The organism is Actinospongiicola halichondriae (genome assembly GCF_049103745.1).
GTDB classification, from domain to species: Bacteria; Actinomycetota; Acidimicrobiia; order Acidimicrobiales; family Salinilacustritrichaceae; genus Salinilacustrithrix; species Salinilacustrithrix halichondriae.
In genome coordinates this window covers 163,925-180,853 of sequence record NZ_CP171622.1, presented here as the reverse complement: position 1 = coordinate 180,853, position 16,929 = coordinate 163,925, and the positions used below count along the sequence as shown (strand labels likewise).

11 protein-coding genes are annotated in these 16,929 nt (G+C 64.7%); 4 read left to right on the top strand and 7 right to left on the bottom strand.

All coding sequences use genetic code 11. The annotated features are described in order from the left end of the window. Positions 1-2: 2 nt before the first annotated feature. Positions 3-1,223, bottom strand: coding sequence for an aminotransferase class V-fold PLP-dependent enzyme (locus tag AB8619_RS00990; protein WP_436796327.1), 1,221 nt, complete (start codon positions 1,221-1,223; stop codon positions 3-5). A gap of 41 nt (positions 1,224-1,264) precedes the next feature. Next, positions 1,265-2,017, bottom strand: coding sequence for an SDR family NAD(P)-dependent oxidoreductase (locus AB8619_RS00985; RefSeq protein ID WP_436794600.1), 753 nt, complete (start codon positions 2,015-2,017; stop codon positions 1,265-1,267). A gap of 285 nt (positions 2,018-2,302) precedes the next feature. Here AB8619_RS00985 and AB8619_RS00980 point away from each other — a divergent pair, with 285 nt between their 5' ends. The 3 genes from AB8619_RS00980 to AB8619_RS00970 all read left to right on the top strand — a co-directional run bounded on the left by AB8619_RS00980 (position 2,303) and on the right by AB8619_RS00970 (position 6,844). Then, positions 2,303-3,748: an NAD-dependent succinate-semialdehyde dehydrogenase gene (locus AB8619_RS00980; protein WP_436794599.1), complete on the top strand. Its 1,446-nt coding sequence runs from the start codon at positions 2,303-2,305 to the stop codon at positions 3,746-3,748. Positions 3,749-3,788: 40 nt separating this feature from the next. After that, positions 3,789-5,276, top strand: a complete 1,488-nt coding sequence (locus AB8619_RS00975) for a CoA-acylating methylmalonate-semialdehyde dehydrogenase (RefSeq protein ID WP_436794598.1) — start codon at positions 3,789-3,791, stop codon at positions 5,274-5,276. 230 nt (positions 5,277-5,506) lie between these two features. Further along, the gene (locus tag AB8619_RS00970) at positions 5,507-6,844 is read left to right on the top strand and encodes a diguanylate cyclase domain-containing protein (RefSeq protein WP_436794597.1); all 1,338 of its coding nucleotides are present in this window, start codon (positions 5,507-5,509) and stop codon (positions 6,842-6,844) included. A gap of 335 nt (positions 6,845-7,179) precedes the next feature. Here AB8619_RS00970 and AB8619_RS00965 read toward each other — a convergent pair whose 3' ends face one another. The 4 genes from AB8619_RS00965 to AB8619_RS00950 are packed head-to-tail and all read right to left on the bottom strand — an operon-like array spanning position 7,180 to position 14,524. Then, the gene (locus AB8619_RS00965) at positions 7,180-10,029 is read right to left on the bottom strand and encodes an ABC transporter permease subunit (protein WP_436794596.1); all 2,850 of its coding nucleotides are present in this window, start codon (positions 10,027-10,029) and stop codon (positions 7,180-7,182) included. Positions 10,030-10,036: 7 nt separating this feature from the next. Further along, the gene (locus AB8619_RS00960) at positions 10,037-12,301 is read right to left on the bottom strand and encodes an ATP-binding protein (RefSeq protein WP_436794595.1); all 2,265 of its coding nucleotides are present in this window, start codon (positions 12,299-12,301) and stop codon (positions 10,037-10,039) included. Beyond that, a complete protein-coding gene (locus AB8619_RS00955) occupies positions 12,301-13,803 on the bottom strand; it encodes an ABC transporter substrate-binding protein (protein WP_436794594.1) in 1,503 nt (500 codons plus the stop codon). Before AB8619_RS00955 ends, AB8619_RS00960 begins: the two co-directional genes overlap by 1 nt. Positions 13,804-13,852: 49 nt before the next feature. After that, complete coding sequence (locus tag AB8619_RS00950) at positions 13,853-14,524, bottom strand: alpha/beta hydrolase family protein (RefSeq protein ID WP_436794593.1); 672 nt, start codon at positions 14,522-14,524, stop codon at positions 13,853-13,855. A 301-nt stretch (positions 14,525-14,825) separates the two neighbouring features. Here AB8619_RS00950 and AB8619_RS00945 point away from each other — a divergent pair, with 301 nt between their 5' ends. Beyond that, a complete protein-coding gene (locus AB8619_RS00945; RefSeq protein WP_436794592.1) occupies positions 14,826-15,059 on the top strand; it encodes a hypothetical protein in 234 nt (77 codons plus the stop codon). A 72-nt stretch (positions 15,060-15,131) separates the two neighbouring features. On the opposite strand, the gene AB8619_RS00940 is transcribed toward AB8619_RS00945, so the two are convergent. Further along, positions 15,132-16,562: an amidase gene (locus AB8619_RS00940; RefSeq protein ID WP_436794591.1), complete on the bottom strand. Its 1,431-nt coding sequence runs from the start codon at positions 16,560-16,562 to the stop codon at positions 15,132-15,134. Positions 16,563-16,929: the final 367 nt, after the last annotated feature.

Below are 16,929 nucleotides of genomic sequence, written 5' to 3'. Positions count from 1 at the left end.
GGTCAGAACCCGTAGGTGGACATGGGCTCGTCGATGGTGGCGGGATCAAGCGGCACGGCCAGCTTCATCAGTCCGGAAAGCTGGTCCAGCAGCTGCTCGATCTGCCCATCGTTGTGAGGCATCGTCACGGCGACGACGCCGATCGGCTGAGGGACCGGGCGGGCGGAGAACATCCAGCCGCGGTCACGTAGGGCGGCAACCACTGGGCGGAAGTCAAGCTCGCTCGCGTGGATGAGAGCCATGTTGATCCGGGAGCCCTCGTGGACAGCGAGCCCGTCGATCGACTCAACGCCGGCAATGAGCTCGTCGCGAAGCGCCATCGACTTTCTTGAGACCGCCTCGAACCCAGCCTGACCGAGCAGCCGGACCATGGCCCAGGCACCCGCGATCGGCCCCGTTCCCCGTGTGCCCGAGATGGTCCCGTTGGGTGGACAGATCTCCTTGGCATGGTCGAGGAGGCCCTCGTCGCGAAAGAACAGCGTGCTTGCCGGCGGTGGCGCCATCCCGTTCTTGTGAAGGTCGGCGCTGATCGAGCACACGCCGTCGACGCGAAAGTCCCACGGCGGCATCGCGGCGTCGTACCCGCTCGACTCGAGGAACGGCAGGATGTACCCGCCGAACGCACCGTCGACGTGCAGGTACAGATCTCGGGCGGTTGCGATCGCTCCGATCTCCTCGATCGGATCGATGCTCCCGTATGCCCATGTGCCTGCCGTGGCGATGATGGCGATCGTGTCGGGACGAATCGCGTCCTCGATGGCAGCTGGATCGGGGGCGTACAGCGAGCCCTCCCTTGCTGGGACCACGATCGGCTCGAGGTCGAACATCCGACAGAGCTTCGGGATCGAGTAGTGCCCGTTCGCTGGGTACACGACGCTCCCTCCGCGACCGGCGCGTTGCTTGGCGGCGAGGACGGCGCACATGTTCGATTCGGAGCCACCAGAGGTCACGAAACCAGCTGCGTTCGGTGCTCCGAGCATGTTCCCCATGAAGGCGACGATGTCGGCCTCCATCTCGCGTGCGCCACCGCCGGTGATCCAGGTCTCACCGTGGATGAACCGCTGGTAGGCCTCGACCGATAGGTGGCGCACCTCGTCCCCCCACGGCAGCTCGGGACTCGAGATGAGGTGCGGGCCCTCGTCGAAGAGGTTCTTCTGCGTTTCGGGGAACCGAGAAGCTCGCTCCAAGCGCGAGAGCTCGTCAAGGAAGTCGTACCGGTCCATGCCGCTGGGGAAGTAGTCCATCAAGCTCTGCTCCTCTGCCGCTATTGCGCGGCGAATCCACCGTCGATACGAAGGCTCATGCCGTGGACGTAGTCCGCAGCGTCGGAAGCGAGATACACGACGGCGGGGCTGATGTCGCCCACTTCGCCAACGCGCCTCGCAGGGATCGTCGCAAGAATCTCCGGCCCGTCCTCGGGCGTCAGCAGATGCTCGTTCATGGGCGTGCGCACCCATCCGGGCGCCACGGCGTTCACTCGAACTCCTTGGGGCGCAAGCTCCGAGGCCAATGCCTTCACGAGCATCTCGATCGCGCCCTTGGAGAGGCAGTAGGCGGAGTCGTCGGGCGAGCCGACGTGACCGGACATCGAGGAGATGAAGACGATCGCGCTGCCCGGGGCGAGGTGCGGCAGAGCTGCTCGCGAAAGCCGAAAGGGAGCTCGAACGTTGACCGCCCAGTGCGCGTCGAGCATCTCATCGGTGGTATCGGCGAGAGATGCCATCTCATACACGCCGGCTGAGTGCACCACGATGTCGAGACGACCGAAGCGCTCGATGACCTCGTCGACGATCGTGGTCGGGGCGTCATCGGCGACCAGGTCCACCGACACAGGCAGAGCCTCAGCCCCCGAGTCGGTGACAGCAGCCGCTGCCACCTCCAACCGATCGGCCGAACGGCCGACAAGCGCGACGTTCGCCCCGGCGGCACCGAGCGCCCGCGCGATCTCCGCGCCGATTCCTGAGCTCGCACCCGTCACGACGGCGACCTTGCCGTCGACCCTGTGTCCTTTGCCCATGTGGCCTAGACCTCGTTCCTCGTCGATGGCTGATCATGACGTTGCGGGCTCGGTGCTGGACTTCGAAGCGCAGCACCGGCCATCGTCGGCCTCGCCGTCGCTGTCCGACGCCAACTCTGAGGAGCTGGCGTCGGAGCATGCGGTGGCGACCACGCAGCAGAACGCTCGACCGACCCGTTCACGAGTGCTCACCTGTGTAGCCCAGACTATGCATGCTCACGTCCCTCATGCGAGTGATCCGGTCGACAATGTGACATAGTACAACATAATCAATCGCACTAGCCGGTGTCGAATACCATTTCGGTTGCCTGTTGCGGCCCTCGCAAAGGGGAGAACCAACATTCCATGAATGCATACGATGTCGTCGACCCAGCGACCGAGACGGTAGTGGCCACCGTCGAGGCGGCGACTCCCCACGAGATCGCTACCTCGGTGGATCGAGCGGCGGCCGCCTTCAGCTCATGGTCGACGACGGCCCCCCGCGCACGGGCCGAGCTCCTTCATCGGGCGTTCCAAGCGGTGCGGAGCCGGCGCGACGATCTCGCCGAGACCATCGTCCGAGAGAACGGCAAGCCGATCGCGGAAGCCCGAGGCGAGGTCGACTACGCCGCGGAGTTCCTGCGGTGGTTCGCCGAGGAGGCAGTTCGCATGGAGGGCGGGAACTTGCGGGCTCCGTCGGGGTCGGGGCGCATCCTCACACTCCCGGAGCCGATTGGTGTCGCCCTGCTCATCACGCCGTGGAACTTTCCGCTCGCGATGCTGGCCCGCAAGATCGCGCCCGCACTGGCCGCTGGGTGCACGGTGGTGGCCAAGCCAGCGGAGGCCACACCGCTCACTGCGCTACGTCTTGTCGAGGTACTGCGTGACGTGGGCCTGCCTGAGGGCGTGGTCGAGCTCATCGTCACCGACGATCCCGGCTCTGCGGTAGGACAGGTCCTCGCGGACTCTCGAGTCAGGAAGCTCAGCTTCACCGGATCGACGGAAGTCGGTCGAATGCTCCTGCAGCAGGCAGCCGATCGGGTGCTCGATTGCTCGATGGAGCTAGGCGGCAACGCTCCATTTGTCGTGTTCGCTGATGCGGACCTCGACGCTGCCGTTGCTGGAGCGATGGTGGCCAAGATGCGACACAATGCCCAGGCTTGCACGGCCGCCAACCGGTTCTACGTCGAATCCCCAGTGGCCAAGGAGTTCGCCCGGCGGCTGTCCCTGGCGATGGCAGGGCTCGCCCTCGGAAGGGGTTTGGACCCGACCACCACACTGGGGCCGTTGATTGACGCAGAGGCGCGCGATCGATCAGAGCGCCTCACGCAGATCGCGGTGGATGCGGGAGCAAGCGTGCTCACAGGGGGCCGGCGACCGCCTCACCTCGACACCGGGTACTTCTTCGAGCCCACGGTCGTGACCGGCGTCCGGCATGGAGATGTGCTTGGCTCGTCCGAGATCTTCGGTCCGATCGCACCGGTGATCTCGTTCGACCCCGAGGACGATGTCATCGGCTGGGCTAACGACGTCGATCAGGGACTCGTCTCCTACGTCTACACGGCGGACCTCGGTCGGGCCATGGACTTCGCCTCTCGCTCCGAGGTCGGCATGGTCGGGATCAACAGGGGCACCGTCTCGGATCCTGCCGCGCCCTTCGGAGGTGCCAAACAGTCGGGCCTCGGCCGCGAGGGCGGCCACGAGGGGCTGCTCGCCTACTGCGAGACGAAGTACATCTCCGTCGACTGGTGAGAGCCACTGGGCGGACCCCACCAACCCCAAGGAGATAGTTGTGAGCAGCATCAGCCACTTCATCGACGGAACCCAGGTCCCGAGAACCTCGAGCCGCACTGCACCGGTCTTCGAACCGGCAACCGGCGCAGTGATCGCCGCAGTGGACCTCGCCACGGCGGCCCAGGTCGACGAGGCGGTGGCAAGCGCGTCGACGGCCTTCACGACGTGGCGTCGCTCGTCTCTGAGCCAGCGCAGTGAGATCCTGTTCCGGTTCCGTGCCCTCATCGATGACCACCGCGAAGATCTCGCGGCGATCGTCACACGTGAGCACGGCAAAGTGCGCTCGGATGCAATGGGCGAGGTCGCCCGCGGGCTCGAGAACGTCGAGTTCGCCTGCGGCATCCCTCACCTGCTGAAGGGGAGCTTCTCTGAGCAGGCGTCTCGGGGCATCGATGTTCATTCTGCGTTGCAGCCGCTTGGGGTGGTCGCCGGCATCACACCCTTCAACTTCCCCGTCATGGTGCCGTTGTGGATGCTGGCGACGGCAATCGCCTGCGGCAATACGTTCGTGCTCAAGCCATCGGAGCGCGATCCGTCAGCGTCGGTCATGTTGGCGCAACTGCTCACAGAGGCGGGGCTGCCCGACGGGGTGTGCAACGTCGTTCACGGCGACGCCGAGGCGGTGGACCGGATCCTGACGCACCCTGAAATTGCCGCAGTGAGCTTTGTAGGATCCACGCCAGTCGCTCGGCACGTCTACAGGGAGGGCACCAACTCGGGCAAGCGCGTGCAGGCTCTCGGCGGGGCGAAGAACCACATGGTCGTTCTGCCAGATGCGGACATCGACACTGCAGCGGACGCAGCCGTCTCCGCTGCCTACGGGTCCGCCGGCGAACGCTGCATGGCCATCTCCGTCGTGGTCGCTGTCGGCGCCGCGGCCGACCCGCTCGTCGACGCAATCGCGGCCCGCATCCCGGGCATCGTCGTTGGTGCCGGCGACGACCCGCGATCGGACGTCGGTCCGCTCATCACTTCGACCCATCGCGACTCGGTCGCCGCCCACGTCGCGAACGCAGCGCTGGAGGGCGCATCGCTCGTCGTCGACGGCCGGAACCAGACGTTCGACGGCAGTGGCTTCTTCCTCGGTCTCAGCCTCGTCGACCACGTGACTCCGGACATGGCGATCTACCGCGAGGAGGTCTTCGGTCCGGTACTGGCCGTCGTACGCGCCGACTCGTTGGACGACGCGCTGTCACTAGTCAACGAGAACCCGTATGGGAATGGCGTGGCGATCTTCACCCGTGACGGGGGATCGGCACGTTTGTTCCAGGTCGAGGTCGAGGCCGGAATGGTCGGCATCAACGTTCCCGTGCCAGTGCCGGTGTCGTATTACTCGTTCGGCGGGTGGAAGGCCTCCCTGTTCGGCGACACACACATGTACGGGCCTGAGGGGATCCACTTCTACACCCGGTCCAAGGTGGTCACCTCTCGGTGGCCGGAACCCTCAGCCAGCCAGATCGACCTTGGGTTCCCGCAGACCCGGTAGAGCGCCCCGACGTCGCCCCCTACCACTTGCCGGCCCGGTCCCGACTTGGCAAGCGGTCCCGAGCGCCGCCGGACCGCGAGACTCATCGTCGCGGACTTCGTTGAACAACATAGGGACTTGTCTCCACACTACGGAACAGCCACAGGATGGATGCCGATGGTGCGTACATGTCTTGCCGTGACCAAACGAGGGGGGTCAGTCTGCGGCGCCTCTGGATCGGCACCGTCGCCATGCTTATCGTCATTGTCGTCGGCTTCGGGGTGGTCTCCTTCGCATCGACTCAATACCAACGCACCGTTTTCGACCGGACTACCTCAGATCTTCGCCAACGCACGGCGGCCGTCGACGAACTGGAACGCGCCCTGGTGCGGCTCAACCAGCGGGTGATGAGTCCCCTCTACGGTGCAACGCCTGAAGTGCGTGCTGCGGGAATGAGCGAATACTTGGTGGTCCGAGACGAGATAATCTCAGCGCTCGGTGTTGCCGAGCAGGAGTTCGCAGACACGGCAATGATGCCCCAGCTCCGTCAGACTCAAGACCTTTGGCGGGCGGTGAATGTCGAGGTAGAAAACTCAGCAGCCAGATGGACCGAGGGCACGGCGATGGCCACCCAACAGGCAGGCAACGACCCCTTCGCCGACCTCTGGCCGCAAGTGTTCGCTCTGACCGCTTCACTCACTGACCTCGGGGCGGAGTCCGTCGAGGTACTCGACCATCAGGTTGCCGAAGCCAAACGGATGCAACTGCTACTGGGGCCGCTCATCGCCGGCGCCACCGTCGGCGCGATCGCGCTTGGATGGTTCGTGAGTCGTCGAATGCAGCGCCGGGTCATACGGCCCCTGGTCGAACTGCGTGCAGCAGCCGTCGCCATGCGGGCATCTGACATCGAGCTCTACATCCAGGTACCCGAAGCGAGTGCTGAGATCCGGGATCTAGCGAACTCGCTCAATGAGACCTCCATTGCCCTGCGCTCCAGCCACCACCGGCTCCACCAGGAAGCGAGGACCGATGCGCTCTCGGGTCTTCCCAACCGAAGAGCCTTCGTTGAAGCGCTCCATTGCATGCTGGTGCGGGACCGTGAAGGTCCGATCGGCGTACTACTCGTCGACTTGGACGATTTCAAGGTCATCAACGACACCCTCGGTCATGCGGCAGGCGACGAGTTAATCCAAGTCCTCGGGCGTCGCCTACGAGCTGCCACGCGTCACGATGAACTCGTGGCGCGGATCGGGGGCGACGAGTTCGCCATCGCGATACCACAGGTGTACGACGCAGGCACTCTCCCGTCCATCGCCGAACGCACGCTGGTGGCGATCCACGAGCCCGTTCTCCTCGGAGACAAGACAATCAACATGGGGTGCAGCATCGGGGCAGCCGGGACAACCGGCGTCGGTGCGATGGATGTGGCGGCCGCAGCTGACGAGGTCATCCGCAACGCCGACGCCGCCATGTACCTCGCAAAGGGCCACGGCAAGAGCCGCATCGAGGTATTTACCCCATCAATAGCATCATCAGATGTCGAATCGGACAGGCGCGTTCAGAGGGCCAGCGCACCGAGGTCAGCTTAGATCTCGGCGGGTGGGGGTCGTGCGGGTCCGGCCGTCAAGCCTGTGGGTGACGGCAGGGACTGCAGGGTTCAAGTTGACATCCTTGACCTGCCCTACGTCCTGGTTTCCACGTTGGGTGGTGAGTCGTCAGGCAGGACTGCTGTCGTTGGGGACTTCGTACCGGGTCGGCTAAGCGGAATGTCTGGGGAACGTTGGCCAACACCAGCTTGGACGAGGATCCCCGAGTCGGGGTGCCGGGATCGAAGGTTGAAGTGGCCAGGCCGCAGCGTTTGGGCATCCACACGTGCTGCGCGGTAGGTAGGGCGTCGACCGGGGGATCGTGGCCGACGCCCTACCTACCGCGCAGCTTGCGTGCTCCCTGACCGCTGAATGGCCCGATCGTCGGTGCCGAGGTAGGACGCGACGACGAGCGGGTCGTTCCTCACCGCCTCTGGCGCTCCGTCAGCGATGACCTTGCCGGACTCGAGGCAGTACACGCGATCGGAGATGCTCATGATGAGGGGCATGTCGTGCTCGATCACGACCATGGCGGCCCCGAGGTCCCGCCGGATACGGGTAATGAGCGGTCCGAACGCCTCCGCTTCGCGTTGTGCGACTCCACCCGTGGGCTCGTCGAGCATCAGCAGCTTGGCATCTGCGGCGAGCAGACAGCCGAGCTCGACGATTCGTCTCGTGCCGGTCGAGAGGTTCGCGATGAACTGGTCTGCATAGGCGCCTAGACCGAGCAGGTCGATGAGCTCGAGTGACTCGCATCGCTTTCGCCGTTCCGACGCGGGGGACGGAGGGACGCCGACCAGCGACGGTAGGACCAGCGTCCTCTCACGCGCTTCCAGCGCAACCATGAGCGTCTCGCGCACGGTGAGATCTGGAAACAGTCTCGCAGCCTGAAATCCGCGGCCCATCCCGAGCAGGTGCCGTCGGTTTGGCGGGAAGTCGGCCACGTCGTGGCCCAGTATCTCGATGCGTCCGGTTGACGGCACGAAGCCGCCGACAGCGTTCATCAGGGTCGACTTGCCCGCACCATTGGTGCCGATGAGGCCGACAACCTCCTCTGGTCTCACCTCGATGCTCACATCGTTCACAGCTGCGTTCCCCCCGAAGCGCACGGTGACACCGCTCAACCTCAGAGACGGTCCACCGTGGTGCTCGACCACGCTTCGCCGACGAGTTTGAACCGACCGCGCGATCCCCGGCGGCACAGCCGACGACACGACGTGGCGGCTATCGGCCCACGACACCAATCCGTTTCTGACCCCCACCACCAGCTGCATGATTCCACCGGGGAAGTACATGAGGAGGATCAGGACGCCTACCCCGCTCGTGACCAGCCGCACCTCCTCCACGTCACCCACGATCGCCGGGAGCCCGCGCATGAGGAGCGCGCCCAGGATGGGCCCGGCCACTGAACCGATACCACCGATGATCGCTGTCGCCACCAGCTCGATGGACGCGGCAGGCGTGAAGGCCGCTGCGGGATCCACCTGGACGCGGAGCGTGACGAACAGAGCACCTGTGAACGCCGCCATGGCGCCTGCCAAGACGAATGCGACGAGCTTGATGCGTTTCGGCGAGATCGTTGCGGCGGCCGCCGTGTCCTCGTTGTTGTTGACTGCCTGCATAGCCCTTCCGAGGCCGGTCCGGCGGACTCTGATCATGATCACGGTCATCGCGATCAGGCACAACAGGCAGAGGTAGTAGAAGGCTCGGCGGTTGGCGAAGTCGATGCCCGCGAACTTCGGCGGCGACATGAACGGAGTTGTGCGCTCGAACGGCGAGCCGGTGAAGGTGGCCTGCCGGAAGAGCCACTCCGATGCAGCTACGGCCATCGCCAAGGTCACCACGGCAAGGAAGAGTCCGCGTGCGCGTAGAGCCGGGATTCCGATGACGAGCGATGTGGCCGCTCCCACAGCGCTGGCAACTGCCAGTGACACACCCCAGGGCAGGGTGACGCTGACATCGAAGAGGTCGAAGGGAACGGGGATGTCGAGCCCATGGGTGAGGATCACCATGGTCCCAGCTCCGATACCGGCAAAGGTCGCCTGACCGAGCGAGAACTGACCCGCCCAGCCGATCAACATCGAGAGCGGAAGCGCCATCATTGCGAAGATCAACACATCGGTCCATAGGAGCTCTTGCGAGCGCTGATCGAGGAACAGCGGGACGACTGCAAGCAGTCCGAAGAGCAGACCAAACGCCAGCGTGGACAGGTGTCGCACGTACCAGAGGTGGCGTAGCCGCTCAGGAATCGGCGGAACACGCGCGCCGAGCGACCAGGTGGAGGCGCTCTCCCCATCCGGCTTCCAGCGCAGCACCAACACGAGCGCGGCCAGAAAGATCCACACCTCCACGATTGCCTGGTTGTCCGCACCGACATTGAGTCGGGTCACTGACTCAGCGAGGCCGAGTCCGATGCCGCCGACAAGCGTCATGGGGAGGGAGTGCATGCGGGCAATGAGCCCCACCACGAGCGCTCGCACGAGAAGACCGGGCCCGAGCGCGACGGCCCCTGCGCTGACAATGTTTCCGGGCGTGATGCCGCGCATGGGCGCAAGCATGATGGCAGTCAGTGCGGCAAACGCTCCAGCGATGGTCCACACGATGGTGGAGGTTCGCTTCACGCTGATGCCGAAGATCCTTGCGGTGTCGGGGTTCGATGCCGACGCCCGCACCATGAGCCCGAACCTGGTTCTCGTCATGAAGAACGCAAGAGCTCCCACGGTGAGCGGAGCGACGACCAGGACGAGAATCTCGCGGGACACCACGAGAATCGAGTCGGTCGGCCGCCAACGAAGGTCGAACGGAAGTGGAAAGGTCGCCGAGGCAGCCGTATTGGGCAGGTTGAGGCGCGCGAAGAAGAGGATCTGGGAGATCCCCACTGTGGCGATCAGCACAACGAGTCGGGACGAGTTCGAGAGGCGTCTGATGACCGTGAGGTCGATCGTCATGCCGACGAGCGCCGCCACCAATACGCCAGCACCGAAGGCCAGCCAATACGGCACCCCGTAGCCGGCGGCGAGCAGCGTGAAGATCGCCACGCCGAACGCTCCCGTCTCTCCTTGGGCGAAGTTGAGCACTCCTGTCGATCGGTAGACCAGAACGAAGCCTGCCGCGAACACCGCGTAGATCAGGCCCGTCACCAGACCGGAGAAGGCAGCCTGCATTGTCAGCTCGATGCCGAAAACCATGGTCCCGTCAGTCCCTCTGTCCGCCGAGGAACACAGCCTTGGCTAGGTCGCCCCGCTCGAGCAGATCCCGAGGTGGCCCCGTGAACTGAACCCGCCCCTTCTCCATGAAAACAGCCCGGTCAGCGATCTCGATCGCGACGTTCAGCGACTGTTCAACGATGATCATGCTGGTCCCGTTGGCCTTCAGGTGCCCAATGACCGCGAGCAGCTGCTCGACGACGACGGGGGCCAGACCGAGCGAGAGCTCGTCGATGATCAGCAGCTCCGGTTCGTGGACCAGGACCATCGCAAGCGCCAACATCTGCTGCTGTCCCCCGGACAGGTCCCCTGCGGCGGTGTCCATGGCGGCACCCAGACTGGGAAAGAGGGGCAAGACACGATCAAGGCTCCGGGATTCGTCGGCGGTCGCGACGTGTCTCGCAAGTAGGGCTGTCCGAAGGTTGTCGGCGACAGTCATGTTCGGGAACACGCCTGCGCCGCCGCGAAGCTGCACGATGCCCAGGAGGAAGCGGGCCTCCGCCTCCACGTACGTGATCGTCTGTCCGTTGAGGCGAACGACACCGCGGTCGGGAATCCCAAGACCGCTCACAGCGCGCAGCAGGGTGGACTTGCCCGCACCGTTGGTGCCGAGCACGGCCAGCGTCTCACCACGCTCGAGGTCGAGGTTGACATCGAAGAGGACCTGAACCGAGCCATAGCTGAAGTCCAGGTTCCGAACCTGCAGCACCGACGCTTGACCGCCAGCTGCGGCCATTCGCTCTTCCTGCCGCTGCTCCTCAAGGAGCTCCTCGACCGAGACGGAGATGTCCCGCTTGAGGTGGCGAGACCCTGACACGAACAGACCTCCTCCGACGACAGCCGAGACGGGGACGGCCACCGTCAGCGCAGTTCGCTCGCCGTGGGCATCGGACAGTGCACCGGCCACCAGTCCCCCGAGAAAGCCACCTATCAGGAACGTGAAGAAGGGGATGATGGCGAAGGCCTGCGATCGCAAGCGGAACGGGGCCACAGACGCCACGATCGGGTTGATCCCCACCAACGCTGCCCCGGTGCACGCAGCAGCAAGGGCATAGAAGGTCATCATCGCGACGATGCTGTGGAATCGCATCGCCACGAGGACGAAGGCACCGAAGGCAACGAGCAACCATCCCGACAACCGCACAACACCTTCGGGATTCCGGCGAAAGGTCCGGTCGTAGACGTAGCCGGCGATGACCATTGCGAGGATCGCGGGAAGCTGCGCAGCGGAGAGCACCCACCCCCGCGTGAATGCTCCGTAGCCGTACTCCTCCTCGAGTAGCAGCGACAGCTGAATCGGCACGGCGACCAGAGCCAGGCCAAGCACACCGATACCTAGACAGACGTAGTAAAAGGTCTTCACCTTCTTCAGGCGCTGGTATGCCGTCGAGATCGTGATCGGCAGCTCGTCCTTGCCCTGATCTCCTCGAACGTGCTCGCCGAGGACGAGCGCTCGCTCGTGCTGGCCCCGCGGCGGGTCCGGGAGAGCGAACCATGCAACTACCCCGATCAACGCTGCAGGTACGGCTGTGGCGAGGTAGACCCATCGCCATCCCTCGGTTCCTCCTGCGAGGTCGGCCAACCCGCCGGCGAGGAAGGGCCCGATGGCCAACCCGAGGGGGGTCGCTGTCGCGTAGAGGGCGAAGATCCTTGAACGGCCCTCGATCGGGTACTGATCGGAGATCAGCGATCCGAACACAGGGTTTGAGTACGCGGTCGCGAACCCGATGAGGGTGAATGCGCAGAAGAGCTGGAACGGGTTGGCGGCAAGACCGGTGGCGGCGAGGGCCACAGCCCCAGCGATAGCGGAGACGCTCACGATCTTTCGACGTGACATCCGATCGGCCAGCCAGGCTACGGGCACGGCCCCAAGGACGAGGGCAACGCCGCCGAACGAGGCGATTCCGATGAGCTGGGTGTCCGAGACGCCGAAGGTCTCCTGCAGGTTGGGGGCGAGGACGCCGAGACCCTGGCGACCGAACTGCTCGATGATGGTCGCGAACACGACCACGGCGACAGTCGCCCAACCCCCTTGACGAATGGTCTCGCGGAGCGGTTGCGGTTCCAGGCCCACGCCCGGGAGCAGATCGTCCGGGAGAACTACCTCGGCCGCACGCTCAGCCTGCACTGCTTGGCGCTTCGCCTCCTCCGAAAGCACCGCAGCGGTGAGGGAGGCGGTCGTTGGAGTGCTCGGCTCGCTCGAGTTCGTGGCGGCTACTTGGTGCAGTGGTTCTGCTTCTCCGCGACCGCCCATCACCCAGGGAGCGGCAGGAAGTCTGAGTCGGGCAGGATGCAGTGCCCGACCTCATTGTTCACGTCAACCGGACACGGGTAGCGGAAGGAACTGCGAACGATCGCATCAGGAGCGGTGAACTTCCCTGGGGTGAAGCTCGCGGGACCCTCGGGGTGATCGATCTCACCCAGATTGCCCATCGCAGCTGCGAGGTCAGCCCGGGTCGGGTTGACTCCTGCGGCCTCGACCGTGCGAGCCACCAGTCGAACCATCATGCATGCGTAGGACACGTTGCTCAAGATTCTGTTCTGCTCGTCGTCGAGGATGTCGTACGGCTCCGTGACGACCGAGCTGTGCTCGATGTACTGCTGGTGGCACATCTCCACGAAAGGCCTCACCTCGAAGTCTTCGAGACGATGCTCACCGGCCCGGCTGTGCGAGATGATCTGCGCGCCGTCGTAGAGTCGGCCAGCATCCTCGCTTCCCATGGACACGATGTACCCGGCGGACAGCTCGCTGTCGCCAGTCTGGAAGCTCGAGGTGAAGAACTCGATGTCTCCCGGTTCTGCTCCCTGGGTGACCAGTTCTGAGATGTAGCCAGGCATTGCGCCCGGATTGATGAGCGGGAAGATCACCTCGATGTCGTCGTTCACCATCGCACGGGCCGAGTCGATCACACCGTCGCTGCAGAACGGATCATCGCCGCAGCTCAGTACGTCGTGGCGCGTCACCTCGATCCCGAGGTCGGCAAGGGTGTCGAGAAGCCCCACTTGGACGGTCTCCGGCACCGGTACGTCGTCACCATGGACCACGCCAACGCGCTTCCCCTCGATCTCGTCCGCGAACTCGTGTGCAGCGAACGAAAGGACATCGGCCGGGGAGTGAACCACGGAGAAGAGGCGCCCGTCCGCAGAGGCGAAGTCACTCGCGGCCAGGTCGTAGACCGAGAGGTAGACGACATCGTGCTGCTCCGTGAGGCATGCCGCGAGCGGCAGGGCAACGCCAGTGTGGGAGAAGGCGATCGCTGACTGATGGTCTTCAGCGACCGTCGTGCACCCCGCCTGAGCTTCCAGGGCAGGATCGACATCTCCAAACCCTGGCACCGACTGCTCGAGGTTCTCTAGCTGGAGCTGGCGCCCGTTGATGCCGCCGCACTCTTCGTTGACGATTCGGACGAAGGTCTCGATCTGATCGATTGTGTCGCCACTGTCGTAGGCGTACCCGATCTCCTCGAGTTGCTCGGTCATGAGGCGGAGGTTGGTGATCACAACGGCGTCCTCGGTGATTCCGGGCGCCGACGCCTCGGGCGTCCCCTCGGGGTCCTCCACTGCGGGAGTGCAGAACTGTTCGGTGCTGGTGAAGCGGCTGTCGGTGATCGTCGGGAGTGCGTCGCCCGGTGACTCAGTAGGGTTCGGCGCGCCCTCCTCCTCGTCGCCGGCAGCGCATGCTGCGACGAGCGACGCTCCGACGGCCAGGATGGCCAGGAGTCGTAGCTTCTTCGCACTTCTGCTTCCGTTTCGCACGTGGTGCTCCCCTGTCGATGGATGAGTTGCGTAGTGGCGGGGCGCCCGCTCAGAGGCGGTCGTCGAGCCAGTCGAACATGAACTCGGCGGCCGTCGCGGTGGCGCCGTTTTGGCAGTGCAGCTGTGCCGTCGTGGACTCGTCGAAGAGCATGAGTTCCTTTGGGCACGTCAGCGCGTCGTAGAGCTCCTGCGCCTGCCCGACCGAGAACGCCTCCTGCGTGCCGTCCATCACGAGGGTCTCGCACTCAATGCTGGCGGCGTGCGGGGTGAGGTCGCACGCCTCAAGCTCCCGCAAGAGCTCGTATGGCGTGGCGACTCCGTGCTTCCACAACGAATCGCGCACAAACCAACTCGTCGTAGGGTCAGCCGCCATCGCGATGTCCATGGCAGCGTTGAACGGCTCAGGACCAGCATCGAGCGCATCGATCATCTCGGACGGGAAGGCTGACTTGATCGAGGCACCCCAGTTGAGGACTCCAGGGTTGGCGACGCAGATCTTGATGCGCTTCTCAAACGCGACAGCGCGCGGCGCGAGGTAGCCCCCGAAGCTGAGCCCCATTAGTGCGATGCGGTCTGGGTCGACGCCATCGATATCGAGCACGCGATCGACCGTGGGCGTGATGACCTTCTCCCAGTCATGACGGAACGTCAGCCCGTTCAGCCGGATTGCCAGTCCCTGGCCGGGGCCGTGCACGCCGAGGCAGTGGATCCCTCGTTGCATCGCGCCGTCGTAGACCCACCGCGTATCGTCTGGCCAGGCATCGCGGCCCTGGTGCAGGATCAGGAGGGGCGCCTTTGCGGAAGCGTTCGGAGACCGGTAGAGGTAGGCAGGTAGCGCGTCTGCCCTCGTAGGGGATCGTCAGGTACTCCCCTGGGTAGCCTGACAGCTCCAGGTAGCGGTCGTAGCACCGGTAGCTGGCCCGAGCATGCGACTCCTCCCGCGGATCATCCGGGGGGCCGAAGTGCATCAGCGACGTTCGCCAGTACGTAGCTGCTCGGAGGTACGCCGACGCTGCCGAAGCGTGCTTGCCGCGCGCGTCAGCATCAACGGCGCGTTGCTCAAGCTTCTCGGCCATCGGTGTCCACGCCTGGATCCAACTCTCTTCGTCGCCCGGCTTGATGTGCCGTACGACCTCGAGGCACTCGCCAAGGTCAGCCATCCCGAAGTACATCTGGGCGAGGGCGTGCTTGAACTGATCATCCATGGCGGGATCATCGATGAAGGTGATCGCCGTCCAGGTGTCGGTGTCTGGTAGTGCGATCGCATCACTCGGCACTGACATCGCTAGTTGTCCTTCTTTCGGGTGGTGACTCGACGGAACAAGGCGCTACAGCCCGACGGCGCTGATGGGAGGCACGCGGTCGGTCCAGGGGCGTGCGGCCTCGAGCTGTGCCGCCAGGCGAAACAGCAGTCCTTCGTTTCCGTACCCGCCAGCGAACTGGACTCCGACGGGGAGGCCATCGTCGTTCCAGTAGAGGGGTACGGACATTGCAGGTTGGCCCGAGAGGTTCTGCAGCATGGTGAACGGAAGGAACTGCATGCTCGTCCGCATCGATCGCATCGGCTCATCGTCGGTCGGAGAGAACGATCCGAGTGGAAGCGCTGGCGAGCCCGTCGTCGGAGTGAGCCACACGTCGAATGGGGCTGACCACGCAGCCAGCTGATCGCACAGCCCTTGGAGTGCCATCTCTGCGTCCATCAGATCCTCGGCGGTCGCTCCCGCCGAGCGGCCGCGCTCGATGGTCGCCCAGGTCGCTGGCTCAAAATCCTCTGGCCGAGCGACTTTGCCCAGCTTTCGCTCCCAGTTGCGGATGTCCCAGGCCGTTCCGACGGTCGCAATCAGGCCGAAAGACTCGGCTAGCGATCCAATGTCGAGGCGGGGCGAGTCCTGCTCGACATGATGGCCAAGCTCCTCGCACAGAGCCGCGGCGTCCTCGACGGCTGCGACGCAGTCCGGATGAAGAGGAGAGCCTGAGGGCGTGACGGTGCTGAACGCAATGCGGAGACGGCCGGGGTCGGCGCCCACCTCGTCCAGGTACGGCCGAGATGGTGCCGGAGCGACGAACGGGTCTCCCTGCTCAGGTCCTGCGGTCGCGTCGAGCAGCGCAGCCGAATCCCGCACGCTGACGGTCAGCGCGTGTTCGCTGAGCATCGCCATTCGCAGGGAAACGCCCAAGTCGCGCCGGGGTGAGGAGATCCGCATCCGGGTGGGCTTGAGGCCGAAGACGCCGCAACATGCTGCAGGCACCCTGATCGACCCACCGACATCGCTACCGTTCGCCATCGGAACCATGCGGCTCGCTACAGCCGCTGCCGCACCGCCGCTCGAGCCGCCTGCCATCCGTTCGGTGTCCCACGGATTCATCGTGGGGCCATGAACTTCAGGCTCCGTCGTCGGCAGCGCCCCAAACTCGGGGAGGTTGGTTCTCCCGCACACCACCAGGCCGGCCGCCTTGAAGCGTTTGGTGATCAGCCCATCCTCTGGGGCGATGTAGTCAGCCAGGAAACGGCTACCGCCCGATGCCCCGAAGCCTGCATAGGCCGCGCCGCCTCCGTCCTTCAGCAGGAATGGCACACCTGCGAACGCTCCATGAAGGGACCCGCTCGTCGCGACAGTCTCAGCCTCCTCGTACATCGTGGCGACGACCGCGTTCAGCGACGGATTCACCGCTTCGATGCGTTGAATGGCGGCGCCGAGCAGTTCAAGGGGCGTCACCTCGTTCCGACGTACGAGCTCAGCCTGAGCGAGCCCGTCCATGGTTGCCAGGTTCACTGTGCCGTCCGTCCCCGGGTTCGTCCGATGATGAATCGTTGGAGTGCTGTCTCAATGACGCTATACGACTTATTTCGTCGTGAGGCCCCCTCAACAGGCATCAGTATCACTGAGACACAGACTGTTGGCAAGCGATTTCGTTGCGTCACTGCTCCGATGCGTCGGCCGCACCGATGGGTTCTGCAACCTCGAGACTCGCCGCGACGCAGGGTTGTCGAAGTGACCATTCGGTAGCTACCGCTCTCGACGAAGCGCGCCTATGGTCCGCCGAACTAGTAGTCGGGGGACCTGTACGGAAAGGTCAAGTGGTGTCTGAGGAAAAGTCCCCCGTGTCTGTCGTGGCCCACGGGCT

Bases quoted from the DNA above. Each gene is read 5' to 3' on its own strand.
- AB8619_RS00990 (WP_436796327.1), bottom strand. From the start codon at position 1,223: ATGGACCGGTACGACTTCCTTGACGAGCTCTCGCGCTTGGAGCGAGCT.
- AB8619_RS00985 (WP_436794600.1), bottom strand. From the start codon at position 2,017: ATGGGCAAAGGACACAGGGTCGACGGCAAGGTCGCCGTCGTGACGGGT.
- AB8619_RS00970 (WP_436794597.1), top strand. From the start codon at position 5,507: ATGCTTATCGTCATTGTCGTCGGCTTCGGGGTGGTCTCCTTCGCATCG.
- AB8619_RS00965 (WP_436794596.1), bottom strand. From the start codon at position 10,029: ATGGTTTTCGGCATCGAGCTGACAATGCAGGCTGCCTTCTCCGGTCTG.
- AB8619_RS00960 (WP_436794595.1), bottom strand. From the start codon at position 12,301: ATGGGCGGTCGCGGAGAAGCAGAACCACTGCACCAAGTAGCCGCCACG.
- AB8619_RS00950 (WP_436794593.1), bottom strand. From the start codon at position 14,524: ATGCAACGAGGGATCCACTGCCTCGGCGTGCACGGCCCCGGCCAGGGA.
- AB8619_RS00940 (WP_436794591.1), bottom strand. From the start codon at position 16,562: ATGGACGGGCTCGCTCAGGCTGAGCTCGTACGTCGGAACGAGGTGACG.